General features: G+C 65.1%; 12 protein-coding genes. 11 read left to right on the top strand and 1 reads right to left on the bottom strand.

Annotated elements, in window-relative coordinates; genetic code table 11:
• The first annotated feature begins 30 nt into the window (after positions 1-30).
• The 9 genes from ACWKV7_RS18880 to ACWKV7_RS18840 are packed head-to-tail and all read left to right on the top strand — an operon-like array spanning position 31 to position 15,582.
• Complete coding sequence (locus tag ACWKV7_RS18880; RefSeq protein ID WP_483859239.1) at positions 31-1,317, top strand: ATP-binding protein; 1,287 nt, start codon at positions 31-33, stop codon at positions 1,315-1,317.
• Positions 1,310-2,662: a response regulator c-di-GMP phosphodiesterase, NosR family gene (gene nosR, locus ACWKV7_RS18875; protein WP_483859238.1), complete on the top strand. Its 1,353-nt coding sequence runs from the start codon at positions 1,310-1,312 to the stop codon at positions 2,660-2,662. Before ACWKV7_RS18880 ends, nosR begins: the two co-directional genes overlap by 8 nt.
• A complete protein-coding gene (locus ACWKV7_RS18870) occupies positions 2,659-3,216 on the top strand; it encodes a response regulator (protein ID WP_483859237.1) in 558 nt (185 codons plus the stop codon). The genes nosR and ACWKV7_RS18870 overlap by 4 nt, the downstream gene beginning before the upstream one ends.
• The gene (locus ACWKV7_RS18865) at positions 3,194-3,862 is read left to right on the top strand and encodes a GTP-binding protein (RefSeq protein ID WP_483859236.1); all 669 of its coding nucleotides are present in this window, start codon (positions 3,194-3,196) and stop codon (positions 3,860-3,862) included. Before ACWKV7_RS18870 ends, ACWKV7_RS18865 begins: the two co-directional genes overlap by 23 nt.
• Positions 3,855-4,982, top strand: a complete 1,128-nt coding sequence (locus tag ACWKV7_RS18860; RefSeq protein WP_483859235.1) for a sensor histidine kinase — start codon at positions 3,855-3,857, stop codon at positions 4,980-4,982. The genes ACWKV7_RS18865 and ACWKV7_RS18860 overlap by 8 nt, the downstream gene beginning before the upstream one ends.
• Positions 4,983-4,991: 9 nt before the next feature.
• Positions 4,992-7,223, top strand: coding sequence for an ATPase, T2SS/T4P/T4SS family (locus ACWKV7_RS18855; protein WP_483859234.1), 2,232 nt, complete (start codon positions 4,992-4,994; stop codon positions 7,221-7,223).
• Positions 7,224-11,897 (top strand): PAS domain S-box protein, encoded by a 4,674-nt coding sequence (locus ACWKV7_RS18850; protein WP_483859233.1) that lies wholly within the window; start codon positions 7,224-7,226, stop codon positions 11,895-11,897.
• Positions 11,898-11,908: 11 nt separating this feature from the next.
• Positions 11,909-12,367 carry a response regulator gene (locus ACWKV7_RS18845; protein ID WP_483859232.1) on the top strand — a complete coding sequence of 153 codons (459 nt, stop codon included), beginning with the start codon at positions 11,909-11,911 and terminating at the stop codon, positions 12,365-12,367.
• A complete protein-coding gene (locus tag ACWKV7_RS18840) occupies positions 12,364-15,582 on the top strand; it encodes an EAL domain-containing protein (protein ID WP_483859231.1) in 3,219 nt (1,072 codons plus the stop codon). Before ACWKV7_RS18845 ends, ACWKV7_RS18840 begins: the two co-directional genes overlap by 4 nt.
• Before the next feature lie 61 nt (positions 15,583-15,643).
• On the opposite strand, the gene ACWKV7_RS18835 is transcribed toward ACWKV7_RS18840, so the two are convergent.
• Positions 15,644-16,348: a TetR family transcriptional regulator gene (locus tag ACWKV7_RS18835; RefSeq protein ID WP_483859230.1), complete on the bottom strand. Its 705-nt coding sequence runs from the start codon at positions 16,346-16,348 to the stop codon at positions 15,644-15,646.
• Between the two features lie 103 nt (positions 16,349-16,451).
• Here ACWKV7_RS18835 and ACWKV7_RS18830 point away from each other — a divergent pair, with 103 nt between their 5' ends.
• Together ACWKV7_RS18830 and ACWKV7_RS18825 are read left to right on the top strand one after the other, a co-directional pair.
• Entirely contained in the window at positions 16,452-18,002 is a 1,551-nt protein-coding gene (locus tag ACWKV7_RS18830; protein ID WP_483859229.1) for a flavin-containing monooxygenase, read from the top strand.
• Positions 17,999-18,883 carry an SDR family NAD(P)-dependent oxidoreductase gene (locus ACWKV7_RS18825; RefSeq protein ID WP_483859228.1) on the top strand — a complete coding sequence of 295 codons (885 nt, stop codon included), beginning with the start codon at positions 17,999-18,001 and terminating at the stop codon, positions 18,881-18,883. The genes ACWKV7_RS18830 and ACWKV7_RS18825 overlap by 4 nt, the downstream gene beginning before the upstream one ends.
• Positions 18,884-19,063 lie beyond the last annotated feature (180 nt).

Below are 19,063 nucleotides of genomic sequence, written 5' to 3'. Positions count from 1 at the left end.
ACTAAGACCAAACACGACGCGGAGCCTGCGATGGACAGCAGCCAACCTCACTTGGCGATTGCTCTTGTCGAGCACATAGGTGTCGGCCTGCTCATACTCGATCAAGAGTTGCGGATCCAGTACTGGAATGACTTTATCAGCCGCTGCAGCGGTAAATCCCTGCAGACGGCGAAAAACCAGCCGTTCATCGAAATCTTTCCGGAAGCCGATACGCCGCGCCTGCAGGAGATGATCGACCAGGCCCGGGAAGGCCGCCATGTCTACGTCCAATGGCGTGACGATCCCTTCCTTGTGCGCCTGCCGGGCACCGCCCCCAGGAACCCGCTGATGCTGCAAAGCACGCTGCTGTTTCCCTTCGAGTCGGCGGGCCAGTCCTACTATGGCGTGGTGCTGTACGACATTTCCGACCTGGCCAAGACCAACGACAAGCTGGAGGCCGCGCTGGATGCGCTGGGCAGCAAGCAGTCCGAGCAGGAGCAACTGATCCACAAGCTGGAGCAGGCCAACAACCAGCTGCTGCAATCGGAAAAGCTCGCCGCCATCGGCCAACTGGCCGCTGGCGTGGCCCACGAGATCAACAACCCCATCGGCTACGTGTTCTCCAACCTGCAGACGCTTGCCGGCTACGTCAACGACCTGCTGCGCATCATCGACGCGGTGGACAACGTCGCCACGCTCAACGACCTGCGCCAACTCAAGGAAAGCCTCGAATACGACTACATCCGCAATGATGTCGAGGCGCTGATCAACGAGTCCGGCGATGGCATCGACCGGGTCAAGCGCATCATCACCGCGCTCAAGGACTTCTCCCACATCGACGAAGAGGAATTCCGCCCCGCCGATCTGCACCGCGGGCTGGATACCACGCTCAACGTGGTCAACAACGAGCTGAAGTACAAGGCCGAGGTGATCAAGGAGTACAGCGACCTGCCCGAAGTGGAGTGCATTCCCTCGCAGATCAACCAGGTGGTGATGAACCTGCTGGTCAACGCCGCCCACGCCATCGAGCAGCAATTCGGCCGCATCTGCCTGCGCACCGGGCAGGAGGGCAACCAGGTCTGGTTCGAGGTGGAAGACAACGGCAAGGGCATCGAGCCGCGCCTGCTCAATCGCATCTACGAGCCGTTCTTTACCACCAAGCCGGTGGGCAAGGGCACCGGTCTGGGACTGGCGCTCTCCTACAGCATCATCCAGAAGCACCATGGCCGCATCGACGTGTTCAGCGAACCGGGCCAGGGCACGCGCTTCCGCGTCTGGCTGCCAATCGAGCAACCGACGCCGGAGTCAACCAATGACGAGCCTGTGCGCCATGAGTGAAGCGAACACCGCCCCCATCGCCAGCGTGCTGCTGGTGGACGACGAAGAGAACATCCTCAACAGCCTGCGCCGCGTACTCAGGAGCGAGGGCTACCGGGTGCAGGTCGCCAACGGCGGCGAGCAGGCCCTGGAAGCCTTGCGCCAGCAACCGGTCGACCTGGTGATCTCCGACGCGCGCATGCCCGGCATGGATGGCGCCACCCTGCTGGCCGAAGTGCAGAAGCACTGGCCGGAAACCATGCGCATCCTGCTCACCGGCTACGCCGACATCACCACCACCATTCGCGCCATCAACCAGGGGCAGATCTACCGCTACATCAGCAAGCCCTGGGACGACGACGAGTTGCGCCTGATCATCCGCCAGGCGCTGGCCTTCCAGCATTCGGAGCGCGAGCGGCTGCGCCTGGTGGAACTTACCCACGAGCAGAACCAGCGGCTGCAGGAGCTCAACGCGACCCTCGAGCAGCGGGTCAAGGCCCGCACCGCCGAGCTGGAACAGACCGCGGACATGCTCGACCTGGCCTACGAGGAGCTCAAACGCAGCTACGTCACCGCCACCGAAGTGTTCTCCAGCCTGGTCAACCAGCGCATACCGAGGGACCGACAGACCAATACCCAAGTGATCGCCCTGGTGCGCTCCTACGCCGAACAGCACGGCTTCGGCGAAGGCCCCACCAACGACCTGGCCATGGCCGCGGCCCTCTACAACGTGGGCAAGCTGACCTGGGACGACCAGTTGCTCATCCGCCCGTCCGATCTGCTCTACAAGCAGGAGCGCGAGCGCTACCGGCAGTACCCGGCCCAGGGCGAAAGCCTGCTGATGGCGCTGGAGCCCCTGCAGGATGCCGCGCGCATCATCCGCCACCATCAGGAGCGCTGGGACGGCAGCGGCTTTCCCGACCGCCTCAAGGGCGAGGCCATCCCCGTGGGCGCGCGACTGCTGAAGCTGGCGGTGGATTTCATCGAGTTGCAGCGTGGCATCGTGCTCGAACGCCGGCTCAATCGCGACGAAGCCTTGCTGCTGGTCAAGAAATACAGCGGCCGACTCTACGACCCCGAGATGTGCGACCGCTTCATCACCCTCTGCACCGAGCTGGCACCGGACCTCACGCTGGCCGACCCAAGCATCATCGCCCTCGATACCCGCCGGCTGGCCCCTGGCATGGTGCTCGCCCGCAACCTGCACGCCAACAACGGCATGCTGCTGCTCAACGAAGGCAAGCAACTGACGCGCATCCTCATCGAAAAGCTGATCGCCTTCGAATCCAGCGAAGGCGGCAAGTACACCCTGTTCGTTCGTACCGCCGACGACGCGGCGCTCGCCCCCCAGGAGCAGAAAGCATGATCAAGATCCAACTGCTGGACGACGAGCCGCAGATACTCAAAGCGCTGCAACGCCTGCTGCGTCCCCATGACTGGGACATCCATACCTTCACCGACGTGCAGGAAGCCCTCGATGCGCTGACCGAACACGAGTACGCGGTGATCGTTTCCGACTACAAGATGCCGCACCTGGACGGGGTGACCTACCTGCAGTTCGCCAAGCAGCGCCAGCCCCATGCGATGCGCCTGCTGCTGACCGGCCATGGCGACCGCCAGTCGATGATGCAGGCGATCAACCAGGCCGAGGTCTACCGCTTCATTTCCAAACCCTGGGAGGACTACGAGATCGAAGCCGCGCTGCGTGCCGCCATCGATCTCTACATGCTGCGGGTGGAGAACGAACGCCTGATCGCCCAGGTACGCCGACAACAGAGCGCTCTAGACCGCCAGCACCAGGAGTTGCTGCGCCTGGAGCGCGAGCATCCCGGGCTGACCCGGGTCAAACGCGATGAAGACGGGGCCATAGTGCTCGACGAAATGGGCGAATTCGACGATGGCCGATTATCAGGCGAATGAGCGCAAGCTCAACCTCAAGGTGGTCTACTACGGACCGGCACTGAGCGGCAAGACCACCAACCTGATGCAACTGCACAGCCTGCTCAACCCACAGCGCAAGGGAGAGCTGATGGTGCTGGAGACCCGTGACGACCGCACCCTGTTCTTCGACCTGCTGCCGATCGGCCTGCGCAGCGCCAGCGGCCTGGACCTGCGCCTGAAGCTCTACACCGTGCCCGGCCAGGTGCAGCACGACAGCACGCGCAAGGCCGTGCTGTCCCGCGCCGACGGCGTGCTCTTCATCGCCGACTCGCACCCCAACCAGCAGGACAACAACGCCACCGCCTTCGACAACCTGGCCGACAACCTGCAAAAGCTGGGCATGGATATCGAGCAGTTGCCGCTGGTGGTGCAGTTCAACAAGCGCGACCTGCCCGAAGCCGTCGACGAGAGCGAACTGCAGAAGCGCTGGGCCGCCACCCCCTGGGCGCCGCTGAGCCTGGCCAGCGCCCTGCAGGGCCAGGGCGTGGTGGAGAGCTTTCGCCAGTTGCTGGCACGGCTGTATCCGTCGCTGGACCGGGAATACGCCCTCGCGGCCGAGCATGGCATCGACGCCGAGAGCTTCGTGCGCCTGCTGAGCATCGCCCACGAGGTACCCCATGCTTAATTTCGAAGAAGACCCGACGCTGGCCGATCTGCTGCCGAGCGAGCAACAGGCCCGCCTGTGTCGCCTGCTCGGCGAACTGGGCGGTGGCACTCTGCACCTCAGCGAAGCACCGCAGGCCGACGGCGAACCGCTGGAACTGAACCTGGAAACCCTCGGCTGGCTGCATGGCGACCTGCCGCCGGAGCGTCGCGAGGCCGCGGCGCGCCTGCTGGAAGTTCTGCTCCTGCAGACAGCCAAGTACCGCCTGGCCGCCAACCTGCACAACGACACCACCCAGGCCAACTTCGCCGAGCTGCAAAGCCGCAACCGCGCCCTGATGGCCTCGAAAGCGCGCTACAAGGCGCTGTCCGAGCAGTTGCAGCAGCGCGTCGACGCCCAGGTCAAGCTGGTCGAGCAAGCCCAGCAGCAATTGTACGAAAGCGCGCGGCTGCGCTCCGTCGGCCAACTGGCGGCGGGGGTCGCCCATGAGATCAACAACCCGCTGGGTTTCATCAGCAGCAACCTCAGGGTGGCCGGCGACTACCTCAACGAACTGGGTGCCAAGCTGCGCGGCGATCCGGAGGCCGGCCACCTGCTGGAGGACTTCCGCGCGCTGCTGCAGGAGTCCCTGGTCGGTAGCCAGCGCATCGCGCGCATCGTCGCCGACCTCAAGACCTTCTCCAACATCGACCAGGCCGACTTCGTGCCCTGTGACCTCAACGCCCTGCTGACCACCACCTGCCACCTGCTGCAGGCGGAAAACCCACGGGCGCAGAACATCCACCTCGATCTCGGCGAACTGCCCAAGCTGGCCGGCTATCCGGCCAAGCTGTCCCAGGCGTTCTACAACCTGCTGGACAACGCCGCCAAGGCACTGGGCGAGAACGGCCGCATCGACGTCCGTAGCCGCCAGACCGACCAGGCCCTGGAGATCGTCATCGAGGACAACGGCTGCGGCATTGCCGAGCCGACCCTGAAGCAGGTCTTCGATCCCTTTTTCACCACCCGTGACGTCGGCTCCGGTACCGGCCTGGGACTCTCCGTCACGCGCGACATCCTTTCCGCGCACCAGGGCGAAATCCATCTGGACAGCCAGGTCGGCCGGGGCACCCGGGCCACTGTGCGCTTCGCGTTGAGCTAAGGAATCCGCATGGCCAAACGCTACGCCTCACTGTTCGTTGGCGACGCCGTCGCCGAGCAGCCCAGCAGCCGCCCGGCGGCGCCCTACCATCTGCTGCTGGTGGACGACGAGGCCAACATTCTCGCGGCGTTGCGGCGCGTGCTGCAGCGGGAGAACTATCAACTGCACTTCGCCCGCAACGCCGCCGAGGCACTGAAGATCCTGGAAAACCAGCCGGTGGAGCTGGTCATCAGCGACTTCATGATGCCCGGCATGAACGGCAGCGAGCTGCTGCGGCGGATTCGCGAGCAGTGGCCGGACACCATTCGCATCATGCTCACCGGCCATGCCAACACCGACGCGGTGATGGGTTCGATCAAGGACGGCGCGGTCTATCGGTTCATCCTCAAACCCTGGAACGACGACGACCTGCGCCTGACCATCGCCCTGGCGCTGGAACAGTACGAACTGATGCAGCGCAACCGCGCCCTGGAGAAGGAAAACAAGAAACAGCACCGCGACCTGGAAACCCTGGCCAAGCTGAGCGTCACCAACCGCAGCCAGCTGGCCATCCTGCTGCACAAGAAGAGCCTGCTCAACGCCCAGCAGATCCAGCAGCTGCACAAGGAGATGCAGGCCCACAAGAGTTCGGTGCTGCGCCAACTGCTGCAACACGACTGGGTGCCGCCGCAGAAGATCTACCAGTTGCTGCGCGAGGACCTGATGTTCGAGGAGATCGACCTGCGTGAATTCCAGATCGATCCCGCCCTGCTGTCTCTGATTCCCCAGGCCGTCTGCACGCGACAACTGGTGCTGCCGCTGCGCGTGTTGAACAAGCGCCTGCGCCTGGCCATGGCCGACCCCATGGACCAGGGCCTGATCGACGAACTGGGTTTCGTCTGCGGCCTTACCATCCACCCGCTGCTCTGCGAGGCGTCGCAGATGCAGGCCAAACTCAAGGAAGTCTTCGGTGAGGACAACCCGCACCTGGAAGACATCGCCACCGTGGTCGGCAGCAGCGACCCCTACGAAGGCATCGAGATCGTGCTCGATGACGATGCCAGCGAAAACCTGGAGGAACTGCTCGGCAGCTCGGAAGACCCACCAGCCATTCGCCTGGTCAACGCCATCATTCTCGAAGCCCTGCGCCTGGGCGCCAGCGACATCCACATCCACCCGCGCACCAAGCAGGTAATCGTGCGCTACCGCATCGACGGTGTGCTGCAAGACAAGATCCAGGTGCCGAGCACCCTGCTGATGGCCGTGGTGTCGCGGATCAAGGTCATGGCCGAGCTGGACATCACCGAGCGGCGCCGTCCGCAGGATGGCCGCATCACGGTCAAGACGCCGATGCGCATCGTCGATCTACGCATCTCCACCCTGCCCACCATCAACGGCGAGAAAGTCGTCATGCGCGTGCTGGAGCGGCAGTCGGCGGCGCAGTCGCTGGAAGACCTCGGGCTGTCGCCCCACAACCTGTCGCGCCTGATGCACGTGGTCAGCAAGCCGCAGGGCATCGTGCTCGCCACCGGCCCCACCGGCAGCGGCAAGACCACCACGCTCTATGCCCTGCTCCAGCACGACGCCAGTTCCGAGAAAAACTACGTCACCATCGAGGACCCGGTGGAATTCCACGTCGACCTCGCCGGCCAGGTGCCGGTGCGCGAACGCATCGGCCTGAACTTCGCCAGCATCCTGCGCGCCATCCTGCGCCAGGACCCGGACGTGATCCTGCTCGGCGAAATCCGCGACGAAGAAACCGCCGACGTGGCCTTCCATGCCGCGCTCACTGGCCACCTGGTGTTCTCCACCCTGCACACCAACTCGGCGGTGGCCACCATCGCCCGCCTGCTCGACCTCGGCCTCAAGCCCTACGTGCTGGCGTCAGCCCTGGAGGCGATCATCGCCCAGCGCCTGGTGCGCCGCGTGTGCGCGCACTGCCGGGAGGAGGTCGAGCCGCCGATGGACGTGCTCAAGCGCCTGGGCCCGGCCTTTCTCGACCAGGAGATGCGCTACTACCGCGGTCGCGGCTGCAACCAGTGCCACCATGGCTACAAGGGGCGGATCGGCATCCATGAAGTGCTGACCATGAACGACGCCCTGCGCGATGCCATCATCCAGGGACTCGGGGTCACCCAGTTGCAGCACCTGGCCCATGAGCAAGGCATGCTGACGCTGCTGGATGACGCCCGCGACAAACTGCGACAGGGCTTCACCACCGCCGAGGAAGTGTTGCGCCTGCTCGGCCCGCAGGCCCTGTAGATGAAAGCCCGCTACGTCGCCCTGCAAGCCTTTCTGCATGTGCTGGCCTTCGCCTTGCTGTCGCTCGGCTCGATCAGCCTGATCGGCTATTGGCGGTTGGAGCGGCCCACGCCCTATTCGGTGGCACTGTTGCCGGACGGGGCCACCACCTCGCTGCTGCTTGGCCTGGCCTTGCTCAGCGCGGTGCGCCGCTGGCGACGTCCGTACCTGCTGACGACCTTCCTGGTGCTCGCCCTGTGTGGCTACAGCTTGGCCCACAATCTGCTGGCCGGCGGGGCCAACCAGGGCACCTCGGTGCTTACCGGGTTCCTGCGCATCCGCAGCCCGCTGGCGATCGTCGCGATTCTGCTCGCCCTGGCAATGGGCAGCAGCTTCCTGGGGCCCCGCGTGCAGCCGTTCAGCCGCGCCGTCGGACTGGCCATCGCCCTGCTCGGCGCGGCGGCCCAGCTGGCGATCTGGATCCCCTGGGTCAACCCGCTGCTGCTGGGCTTCAAGCCGGAGAGCGCCGGCATCGCCAACCTGCTAATCCTCGCCCTCGGCCTAGCGGTGCTGCTGTTGCCCGTTCAGCACCGCTCCGGCGAACCGGCGCTCGATGGCTTGAGCCTGATTGCCGGAGCGCTGGGCACCCTGCTGACCTGCATCGCCTGGTATCAGTTGAGCCTGCAGAACACCAATGCCCTGGTCCAGCAAAGTGCCCTGCTGCTCTCCAAGAGCAAGATCACCAGCGAGCAGGCCCTGGTGGACCGCCTGGCTCTGATCCAGCGCATGGCCGAGCGCTGGAAGGTGCTGGGCGACCTGCCGTCGCCGCAGTTGTGGCAGCAGGAGGCCGGCAGTTACCTGCGCGATGCCCCCAACCTGCGTCTGCTGGGCTTGCTGGACAGCGAGCTGCGCCCGTACAAGGTAGAGGCCCGGAACGCCGACGCCCTGCATTGGCTGGAGCATTTCCTCTCCAGCCCCGAACGGCGCGCCTGGCTGCAGCAGGTACAGCGCACCGGCATCGAGGACATCAGCCGGGCGCAGCGGCACGACGGTGAAGAGGCCGCGCTGCTGATCGCCGTACCGATGCAACTGCCCGGCCAGGACTGGTTGCTGGTGGCCGAATTCAATATCCCGCGCATGCTCGCGCCGCTGCTCGGCAACGAGCGCGACGGCTTCCTGCTGCGCATCTTCGAGGACGATCTGCAAATCTACGGTCCACCGAGCGAAGACAAGCCGCTGCTGGCGATGCCGCTGGGCGAGCTGACGGCCACCCTGCCCCACGCCATCGACTGGCGCCTGGTCAGCTACCTGGACAATGCCCACCGGCATTTCGCCACCGCCTACCTGCCGACGCTGGTGATGTTTTTTGGGCTGACGTTCAGCTTCTTCCTCATGCTCAGCCAGCGCCTGGCCAACCTTGCCATCGAACGCAGCGAACGCCTGCGCCTGGCCAATGCCGAACTGGAGGCCAGCCTGCACCGCCAGTCCAGCCTGCAAGCGACCAACCAGCGCATCATGGAGTGCTCCCTGGACGTGCTCTGCTCCCTCGATGAAGAGGGCCGCTTCACCCAGGTCAGCCCGTCCAGCCACGCCGTGTTCGGCTACCTGCCGGAGGAAATGATCGGCCGCCGCTACCTGGCCTTCGTGCAGCCGGAGGACCGCGTGCAGGCCACCCACGAGCTGCAGGCCATGATCGCCGGCACCTACAGCCAGACCATGCGCCATGCCTTCCGGCGCAAAGACGGCAGCACCGTCTACATCCTCTGGTCGGCAGCCTGGTCAGCCAGCGACAAGAGCCTGTTCGCGGTCGCCCACGACATCACTCCGATCGTGCAGAGCGAAGCCTACGCCGAGGACCAGCGCGACATTCTCAGCATGGTATCCACCGACCAGGCGCTCCCGGACATCCTCGCCGCCATCTGCCACATGGCCGAAGCCCGGGACCCGACGGCCCTGTGCACGGTGATGTTGGTGCACGAGCAAAAACACTATCTTTGCCTGGGGGCAGGCCCCAGCCTGCCGGAAGACTATCGCGCCGAGTTGGAAAAGCTGCCGATCGGCCCAGCCTCCGGCGCCTGCGGCACGGCGGTCTACCTGCGGCAGATGGTCATTTGCGAAGACATCGCCAGCGACCCGCTCTGGCAGGGATACCGCGACGCAGCGCTGGCCCACGGTTTGCGGGCCTGCTGGTCGATCCCGCTGATCTCCCACACGGGCGAAGTGCTCGGCTCCCTGGCGATCTACCACCACCAGCCGCTGGGGCCGGACGACGAACAGTTGCAGCTGATTTCCACCGCCAGCCAGTTGGCCGCCATCGCCATCGCCCGCCGGCAGGATCGCTTGCGCCTGGAGGAAAACGAGCAGCGCTACCGCTCGCTGTTCACGTTCAACCCCCACCCGGTGTTTGCCCTGGACCTGGCCGGCCGCTACCAGAGCCTCAACCAGGCCGGCTGCGAGCTGTCCGGCTACCGCGAGGAAGAACTGATCGGCAAGAACTTCACGGCCTTGGGCTTTGTCGAGGACCTGCCGCGCATTCGCGCCCATTTCAAGGCCGCGCGGGCCGGCGAGGCGCAGCACTTCGAGGTGCGCTGCCGCAGCCGGCAGGGCGAGCTTCTCGAACTGGATGTCACCAACCTGCCGATCAAGGTGCAAGGCAAGATCGTCGGGGTCTACGGCATCGCCAAGGACATCGGCGAGCGCAACCGCATGACCCAGGCGCTGCGCACCGCCCTGCAGCACTCCGAACGCCAGACCGAGCTGCTGCGCGGACTGAGCGATACCGCCCTGAACATGGGCTCGGTACTCGATGGCCAGGTTTTGCTCGACTACCTGTCGCAGCGCCTGCGCCTGCTGATCGGCGCCCAATGGGCCAGCATCCGTCTGCGCTACAACGATCCGGACGCGCTGCCGCTGCAGGCCACGTCGCAGGCCGAGGACCACAGCGCCAACCAGGAAGGCCAGGAAATACTGCTCGGCGGCCTTTGCGCAAAGGTCTGCACCGACAATCAGCCGATGTTGCTCAACCAGACCGACTTGCAGACCCACCCGCACTGGTTCGGCCTGGACAGTGCGCCCCGGCAGCAACCGCCGCTGCGCGGCTGGCTGGCGGTGCCGCTCACCGATCGCAGTGGATACAACATCGGCCTGTTGCAGTTGTCGGACAAGAAAGGCGGCGATTTCGACCAGGACGACCTGGCCATCGCCCAACAGTTTGCCCAGATGACCACGGCGGTCTTCGAGATCAACCGCCTGATGCGCGAGGTACTGGCCGGCGAGCAGCGCTTGCAGGAGCAACTGGACTTCACCTCGGCGATCACCGACAGCGTCACCGAGGGGCTGACCGCCATCGACGCCAGGGGCCGCCTGACCTTCGCCAACCCGGCCGCCGCGCGTTTAATCGGCTTGCCGGCCGAGGAGTTGATCGGGCAGCCGCTGGGCGCGCTCCTGCCGCTCACCGAGGCGGACTGGCGGGCCATGCCGGGCAACAGCCATGGCGAGTTCCGGCTGATGCGCGAAGACGGACTGGAGCTGTACATGGCCTACGACAGCGCACCGCTGCTGTCCGCCCAGGGCTCCATCGGCTGGGTGCTGGCCTTTCGCGACGTCAGCGCCCAGCGTCGCGCCGACCAGGCCATGCGTGAGCGTGACCAGTTCTTCACCCTGTCGCTGGAGATGTTCTGCATGCTCGACCTCGGCGGACATTTCATCCAGGTCAACCCGGCTTTCCTCTCCGTGCTGGGCTATGCACCGGCCCGCCTGATCGGCCAGCCCTATCTGGAGCTGATCGCCCCCGACGACCAACCCGATATGCTGCGGGCCATCCAGCACATGCGCGAGGGCCAGCCGATCCAGGGCCTGGAAGCGCGCGTGGTCGACGCCAAAGGCAAGTGGCACTGGTTGCAGATGAGCGCCGCCCTCGGCGAGGACCAGGTGATCTATTGCGCCGCCCGTGACATCAGCGAGCGCAAGGACGCCGAGCAGGTGCTGCAAAGCACCTTGCGCGAGCTGGAGCGCAGCAACCGCGAACTGCAGGAGTTCGCCTTCGTCGCCTCCCACGACCTGCAGGAGCCGCTGCGCAAGATCCAGGCCTTCGCCGAGCGCCTGCAGAATCGCGCCGCCGGCCTGGACGAGGAAGGCCGCGACTATGTGCAGCGCATGAGCTCCGCCGCCGGGCGCATGCAGTCGCTGATTCGCGACCTGCTGGCCTACTCGCGGGTCACCAGTCGCGGCCAGCCGTTCCAGCGCCTGAGCCTGGACGGCATTCTCGACGAGGTGCTGCAGGACCTGGAAACCGCCCTGGAGCACAGCGATGCGCGAATCGACCGGCAACCGCTGCCGGACATCGAGGGCGACCCGCTGCAAATGCGCCAGCTGCTGCAGAACCTGCTGAGCAACGCCATCAAATTCCACCGCGAGGAGGAGCCGCCGCGCATTCGTGTCTATGCTGAAATCCAGACACCAGGTGAATGGACGCTCTGTGTGGCGGATCAGGGCATCGGCTTCGACGAAAAGTACCTGGACCGCATCTTCAACCCGTTCCAGCGCCTGCACGGACGTCAGACCTATCCGGGTACCGGTATCGGCTTGGCCATCGTCAAGAAAATCGTGGAACGCCATGGCGCCAGCATCACCGCCACCAGCAGCCCTGGGCAGGGCACCACTTTTCGCATCACCTTCAAGATGCCTGTCGTATAGGGATAGCGCCAATGACTGATCGCAAATCGGTACATATCCTGATCGCCGACGACGACCCGGACGACTGCCTGCTGACCCGCGAGGCCTTTCGAGAAAGCCGCGTGCTCAACGAAGTCCGCTTCGTGCACAACGGCGAGGAGCTGATGAGCTACCTCCGGGGCCTGCCGCCGTTCGCCGATCGCCGGCGCTATCCATTGCCCGGGCTGATCCTGCTGGACCTGAACATGCCGCTCAAGGACGGCCGCGAAGCGCTTGCCGAGATCAAGTCCGACCCTCTTTTGCGCAGCATTCCGGTGGTCATCCTGACTACGTCCACCGACGAGGAAGACATCCTGCGCAGCTATCACGATGGCGTGAATTCCTTCATCACCAAGCCGGTCAGCTTCAGTGGCCTGCTCCAGGTCGTGCAGAGCCTAGGCCACTACTGGCTGGATATCGTCGAACTTCCTGCCGAGCACCTGAAGCCATGAACGATCGAGTCTTGCGACTGCTGTTGATCGAAGATGACGAGGATGACTACCTGATCACCCGCGACCTGCTGCGCGAAGCCGGGCATCTGCGCTATGAGCTGGAGTGGATCAGCGACTACCAGCGCGGCCTGGAAACCATCGACCAGCAGCGTCACGACGTGGTGCTGATCGACTACCGGCTGGGCGCCGAATCCGGGCTGGACCTGCTGCGCCATGCGCTGGACTACGGCGTGCGCACCCCGATCATCCTGCTCACCGGCCAGGGCGACGAGTCGCTGGACGCCAACGCCGTCAGCCTTGGCGCCGCCGACTACCTGGTCAAGGGCCAGATCGACAGCCGCTTGCTGGCGCGCAGCATCCGCTATGCCATCGGTCGCGCACAGGTCATCGAGGAACTGGCCGGCAGCGAAGCGCGCTACCGCCTGCTGTTCGAGACCAATCCCGAACCCATGTACGTGTTCCACAAGGACAGCCTCGCCTTCCTCGCGGTCAATCAGGCGGCCGTGGATCTCTACGGCTACTCGCGCGAGGAACTGCTGGGCATGACCGTGCTGGATATTCGTCCGCCGGAGGAGCAGCGGCGCTTCCTCGATTACCACGCCCAGGGGCGGCCGATGGGCAACGTCGGTGTCTGGACCCAGCAGCACAAGAGCGGGCGGGAGATGCAGGTCGAGCTGCTGGCCCACGACTTCGACTTCAACGGCCTGCCCGCGCGCCTGGTGCTGGCCCTGGACGTCACCGAGAAACTGCGCGCCAGTCGCGAGGTGGAGCGCAAGGAGCAGGCCTTCCGCCAGTTGCTCACCGATAACCGCGATGCCGTGCTGGTGGTTTGTCCCGCGGGCCTGGTGCGCTATGCCAACCCGGCGGCGGAAAACCTGCTCGGCGCGCCGCTGGAAGCGTTGCAGCAAGAGAAGCTGGCATTGCCGGAGCGACAGAGCGGCCTGTGCGAATGGAGCCTGACGCTGCCCAACGGCGAAACGCTGGACGTGGAGATCCAGTGTTCGCAGACCGAGTGGGACAACGAAACCATGCGCCTGCTGTCGCTGCGCGACATTCGCCAGCGCAAGGCGGTGGAGAAGCAGCTGCGCCTGCTGCAACGCAGCATCGACGCCAGCTACAACGGCGCCTTGATCTGCGATGCGCTGGCCCCCGACCTGCCGATCATCTACGTGAACCCGGCGTTCGAACGCATCACCGGCTACACCGCCAAGGAAGTCATCGGGCGCAACTGCCGCTTTCTCCAGGGCGAGGAGCGCAACCAACCGGCGGTGGAGGAAATCCAGCGTTGCCTGGCGGAACAGCAGGACGTCCACGTGGTGCTGCGCAACTTCCGCAAGGACGGCTCGCCCTTCTGGAACGACCTCTACATCGCCCCGGTACCGGACGAGCACGGTTGCATCACCCATTTCATCGGCGTGCAGAACGACATCTCCGAGCAAAAGCGCTACGAGTCGGAGCTGGCCTACAACGCCAGCCACGATGTGCTTACCGGGCTGCCCAACCGTTCGCTGCTGGAGGACCGCCTGGTCCAGGGCTGCAACATCTCCCAGCGCTACAAGCGCAGCCTGGCGGTGATGTTCATCGACCTGGACGGTTTCAAGCCGATCAACGATTCCATGGGCCACAGCGTCGGCGACCAGATACTGGTGGAAGTCGCGCGACGCATGAACCAGCAGGTGCGCCCCGGCGACACCGTGGCGCGCCTGAGCGGCGACGAGTTCGTCGTGCTGCTGCCCGACCTGGCCAGGGAGGAAGACGTGCTGCTGGTGGCCGAGCGGCTGATCGAGAGCATCGCGCGGCCCTATCGCGCCCAGGGCATCGAGCTGCACGTCACCGCCAGCATCGGCATCACCCTGAGTGACGGCACCATCGAGCCGCCGACCCTGCTGATCCAGCAGGCGGACCTGGCGATGTACAAGGCCAAGCAGCAGGGCCGCAACAATTACCAGTGGTACACCAAGGACCTCAATCAGAAGGTCAGCGAGCGGGTGAACCTGCGCAACGAGTTGCAGAAGGCCATCGAAGGCAAGGACTTCGAGCTGTACTACCAGCCGCAGATCGATGGCCGCACCGGCCGCGTGGTGGGCGCCGAAGCCTTGCTGCGCTGGAACCACGCCCAGCAGGGCTTCATCTCGCCGGCACAGTTCGTGCCCGTGGCCGAGGACACCGGGCAGATCATCCCGCTCAGCCAATGGGTACTGGAAACCGCCTGCCGGCAGAGCAAGGCCCTGAACAGCCAGGGGCTGGCCCATATCGCCATCTCGGTGAACGTCTCGCCGGTGCAGTTCCAGCGCGCCAATTTCGTCGATACCGTGGTATCCACGCTGAAGAAGACGGGGTTGCCGGCCGAGCTGCTGGAACTGGAGATCACCGAAACCGTGCTGCTGGAAAACGCCGAGCGCGCCATCCATACCCTGCATACCCTCAAGGGGCTGGGACTGCGCATTTCCATCGACGATTTCGGCACCGGCTTTTCCAGCCTCAACTACCTCAAGCGCCTGCCCATCGACAAGGTGAAGATCGACCGCTCCTTCGTCCAGGAAGTGATCAGCGACCGCCACGATGCCGCCATCACCCAGGGCATCATCTCCATGGCCCACCACCTGCGCCTAAGGGTGATCGCCGAAGGGGTGGAAACCGAACCGCAGGTGGCCTTCCTGAAGAAGAGCCACTGCGATGAGTTCCAGGGTTACTACTTCGCCAAGCCGATGCCCTTCGACCAACTGGAAGCCTTCCTGCGCGAACGCCGCCTGCAGAGCGCCTCGCCATTGGAAACCCCTGCCGACGCGGTGAACGCCCAGACACTGTTGCTGCTGGACGACGAGGAAAACATCCTGCGCTCCCTGGCCCGCGTGCTGCGTCGCGATGGCTACCAGATCCTCACCGCCAACCGTGCCCACGATGCCTTCGAACTGCTGGCCAAGCACGACGTGCAGGTGATCCTTTCCGACCAGCGCATGCCGGAAATGAACGGCACCGAGTTCTTCAGCCGGGTGAAAGACCTTTATCCGGAGACCATTCGCATCGTGCTGTCCGGCTATACCGACCTGAAATCGGTGACCGACGCCATCAACCAGGGGGCGATCTATAAGTTCCTCACCAAACCCTGGGACGACGAGCAACTGCGCGCCAACATCGCCCAGGCGTTCCAGCAGTACGCCATCGCCAAACAGAAGGGCGAGCTACCGGTGGAGGTCGGGCAGAGCGAGCAATAGGCCCCGCAGGCTTGCACCGCGCTTGGCTGACGGGCAGCACGGAGCGTTACGCCAGGGGCTTCTAGCCTCGATCAGGCGAAAAGTTCAGCACACCCTGCGCCTGCAACCACGTCGCCCCGGCGAACATCATCATGATCTGCGCCTCGGCCTGGGCGCAGATGGTGCCGCGCCGTGCCGGCTGCTCGATGTACTCCAGGGAGAGCTGGAACAGTTGCCGGCTGATCATGCCGGAGACCTGGCCCAGCGCGGCGCGCTCCAGCCCAGGCAGGAGCCGCAATTCGTCGATATCCACCGCCATGTCCGTGGCGAAGTCGTCCATCACCTGGCGCAACGCCTCGCGCAAGACCGGTGACGCGCCGTGCAGTTCGCGCATGCCGAGCATGAAGGCTTGTGGGTGCTCGCCGACGAAGGCGAAGAACAGTTGCACCGTCTCCTGACAGACCCGCCGCCCGCGGACCAGGTCGATGCCCGCGGTGGCAGCCGGTTCGCCGGCACGCTGCGCCGCCTCCCGCCGCAGATCGCGGAGCGGTTGGCGCAACTGCTCGGCCAACTCGCCGATCACCGCCAGGCCCAGTTCGTCGATATTGCCGAAGTGCCGGTAGAAGGTATTCGGGTTCAGCCCCGCTTCCCTGGCCAGTTCGCGTAGGCCCAGGCTGCTGAGGCTGCGGGTCTGGCTGCTCAGGCGCAGCGCCGCTTCCATCAGCAACCGCTTGCCCTGGGCCACCACGCGCTGCCCCAGCGGCTGCGCTTTTATCTGCCTGTCCATCTGCTTGACTCACCCTACGGAAGGTTGGTTTGACCGGGAAGTATACGGGTGTATACATGTAGACAACTGTACACATCCACAACAACGATAACAGGAGTGAGGCATGAACGCGCCCTCGGCACCCGCGGTACGGCACGTCAAGATCGCCATCATCGGCAGCGGCTTTTCCGGCCTGGGCATGGCCATGCGCCTGACCCAGCGGGGCGAGCAGGACTTCCTGATCTTCGAGAAGGAGGCCGGCGTCGGCGGTACCTGGCGGGTCAACCACTACCCCGGCTGCGCCTGCGACGTGCAATCCCATCTCTACTCCTTTTCCTTCGAGCCCAACCCCGGCTGGACGCGCATGTTCGCCCCGCAGACGGAAATCCGCGCCTACCTGGAAGGCTGCTGGGAGAAGTACCGCCTGCAGGACAAGACCCTGCTCAATACCGCCATCGCCCAGATGCACTGGGACGACGAGCAGGAGCTATGGCACCTCCAGGACGCCGTCGGCAACCGCTACAGCGCGCGCTTCGTGGTCTCGGGCATGGGCGCCCTCTCCACCCCGTCCATCCCGAAGATCGACGGCCTGGAGCGTTTCGCCGGCAAGCAGTTTCACTCCCAGCAGTGGGACCATGACTACGACCTTCGCGGCAAGCGCGTCGCGGTGATCGGCACCGGCGCCTCGGCCATTCAGTTCGTGCCGCAGATCCAGAAGCAGGTCGCCCGGCTCGACCTCTATCAGCGCAGCGCACCCTGGATCATGCCCAAGCCGGACCGCGCCATCGGTGCCGACGAGCGCGGGCGCTTCGAGCGCCAGCCCTGGCGCCAGAAACTCTGGCGCGGCGCCATCTATGCGCTGCTCGAAAGCCGGGTAATTGGCTTCACCTGGACGCCCCGGCTGATGAAGCTGGCCGAGGCGTTCGCCAAGCGCTTCATCGCCAGGCAGGTCCAGGACCCGGCGCTGCGCGCCAAACTGGTCCCGGACTACCGCATGGGCTGCAAACGGGTACTGATCTCCAACGACTACTACCCAGCCCTGGCCCAGCCCAACGTCACCCTGGTCACCGAGGGCATCCGCGAAATCCGCGCCCACAGCATCGTCAGCAGCGACGGCCAGGAGCGCGAGGTGGACGCCATCATCTTCGGCACCGGCTTCACCCCCAGCGACCCGCTGCCGCGCGCCACCATCTTCGGTCGCGACGGCGTCGACCTGCTGGATACCTGGCCGCAGGGTCCGGAGGCCTACAAGGGCACCCTCACCGCCGGCTTCCCCAACCTGTTTTTCCTGATGGGCCCGAATACCGGGCTCGGCCACAACTCGATGGTCTACATGATCGAGTCGCAGATCCACTACGTGCTCGGCGCACTCAAGCTGCTGGACGAGCAGCGGTTGAGCAGCCTGGAGGTCAAGCGCGACGTGCAGGATCGCTTCAACGGCAAGCTGCAGGGCCAGCTCGGCGATACCGTGTGGAACGCCGGCGGCTGCATGAGCTGGTACCTGCACCCGGTCAGCGGACGCAACTGCACGGTGTGGCCGGGCTTCACCTGGCGCTTCCGCCAGCTCACCCGCCACTTCGACCCGGCGGCCTATCACTTCAGCCGCCTGCATCCCGCCCATCCGGCGCAAAAGTTCGCCGCTACTACCCCACACGCCCAGGAGATCGGTGCATGAAGTCGTTCGAAAACAAGGTTGCCGCCATCACCGGCGCCGGCTCCGGCATCGGCCGTGCGCTGGCCATGGCCCTCGGCCGCCAGGGCTGTCACCTGGCCCTGGCGGACATCGACGCGGCCTCGCTGGAACAGACCGCCGAAGCGGCCCGGCAACTCGGCGTGCGGGTCAGCTCCCAGCCGCTCGACGTCACCGACCGCGCGGCCATGCACGCCTGGGCCGACCGGGTGATGGAAACCTTCGGTCGCATCAACCTGGTCGTCAACAACGCCGGCGTGGCCCAGGGCGGCAGCGTGGAGGGCAACGACTACGCCGACTACGAGTGGATCATGGGCATCAATTTCTGGGGCGTGGTCAACGGCAGCAAGGCCTTCCTGCCGCATCTCAAGGCCAGCGGCGAGGGGCATGTCGTCAATGTCTCCAGCATCTTCGGCCTGTTTTCCCAGCCCTGCATGAGCGCCTACAACGCCAGCAAGTTCGCCGTGCGCGGCTTCACCGAGTCATTGCGCCAGGAGCTGGATATGCAGGCAGGCGGTGTCTCCGCCAGCTGCGTGCATCCGGGCGGCATCAAGACCAACATCGCCAAGACCGCACGCATGAACGACAGCCTGGCCCAGCTCACCGGCCAGGAAATCGAGCAGGCCCGTCAGCAGTTCAACGACCAGTTGCTGCGCACCACGCCGGACAAGGCCGCGCGCGTCATTCTCAACGGCGTGCTGCGCAACAAGCGCCGCATCCTGATCGGTGCGGATGCCTATGCCCTGGATCTGCTGCAGCGCCTGTTCCCCGCGCTCTATCAGCGCGTCGTGGTGCTCAGCATGCGCCTGGCGCCGCGCTTCATGTCGCGGCCCGCCCCGGTCGTGCGGGAAGCTTCGGAGCAGTAGCCGGCCAGGCTTCCAGCGCCTCGCTTGAAGGGCAGGCCTGGCTGACTAGGCTTAGGTTGTTGGATGACAGGGTCCAGCCGGGGTAACGCACCGCAGCGTTTCCCCGGGCCTGGATGAGACAGGGAGGCAAGATGGCCATCAGGTACAGGTCGCAACCAGTCATTTATAGCCGCTCGCTGG

The organism is Zestomonas ipomoeae (assembly GCF_057128665.1).
The sequence above is the reverse complement of the archived record's forward strand: the minus strand, read 5'-3'. Positions and strand labels throughout refer to the sequence as shown.

What these genes read in the sequence shown, in the direction of transcription:
- ACWKV7_RS18840 (WP_483859231.1), top strand. Translation starts at nt 12,364, where the DNA reads ATGAACGATCGAGTCTTGCGACTGCTGTTGATCGAAGATGACGAGGAT.
- ACWKV7_RS18855 (WP_483859234.1), top strand. Translation starts at nt 4,992, where the DNA reads ATGGCCAAACGCTACGCCTCACTGTTCGTTGGCGACGCCGTCGCCGAG.
- ACWKV7_RS18860 (WP_483859235.1), top strand. Translation starts at nt 3,855, where the DNA reads ATGCTTAATTTCGAAGAAGACCCGACGCTGGCCGATCTGCTGCCGAGC.
- ACWKV7_RS18865 (WP_483859236.1), top strand. Translation starts at nt 3,194, where the DNA reads ATGGCCGATTATCAGGCGAATGAGCGCAAGCTCAACCTCAAGGTGGTC.
- nosR (WP_483859238.1), top strand. Translation starts at nt 1,310, where the DNA reads ATGAGTGAAGCGAACACCGCCCCCATCGCCAGCGTGCTGCTGGTGGAC.
- ACWKV7_RS18850 (WP_483859233.1), top strand. Translation starts at nt 7,224, where the DNA reads ATGAAAGCCCGCTACGTCGCCCTGCAAGCCTTTCTGCATGTGCTGGCC.
- ACWKV7_RS18830 (WP_483859229.1), top strand. Translation starts at nt 16,452, where the DNA reads ATGAACGCGCCCTCGGCACCCGCGGTACGGCACGTCAAGATCGCCATC.
- ACWKV7_RS18835 (WP_483859230.1), bottom strand. Translation starts at nt 16,348, where the DNA reads ATGGACAGGCAGATAAAAGCGCAGCCGCTGGGGCAGCGCGTGGTGGCC.
- ACWKV7_RS18825 (WP_483859228.1), top strand. Translation starts at nt 17,999, where the DNA reads ATGAAGTCGTTCGAAAACAAGGTTGCCGCCATCACCGGCGCCGGCTCC.
- ACWKV7_RS18870 (WP_483859237.1), top strand. Translation starts at nt 2,659, where the DNA reads ATGATCAAGATCCAACTGCTGGACGACGAGCCGCAGATACTCAAAGCG.
- ACWKV7_RS18880 (WP_483859239.1), top strand. Translation starts at nt 31, where the DNA reads ATGGACAGCAGCCAACCTCACTTGGCGATTGCTCTTGTCGAGCACATA.
- ACWKV7_RS18845 (WP_483859232.1), top strand. Translation starts at nt 11,909, where the DNA reads ATGACTGATCGCAAATCGGTACATATCCTGATCGCCGACGACGACCCG.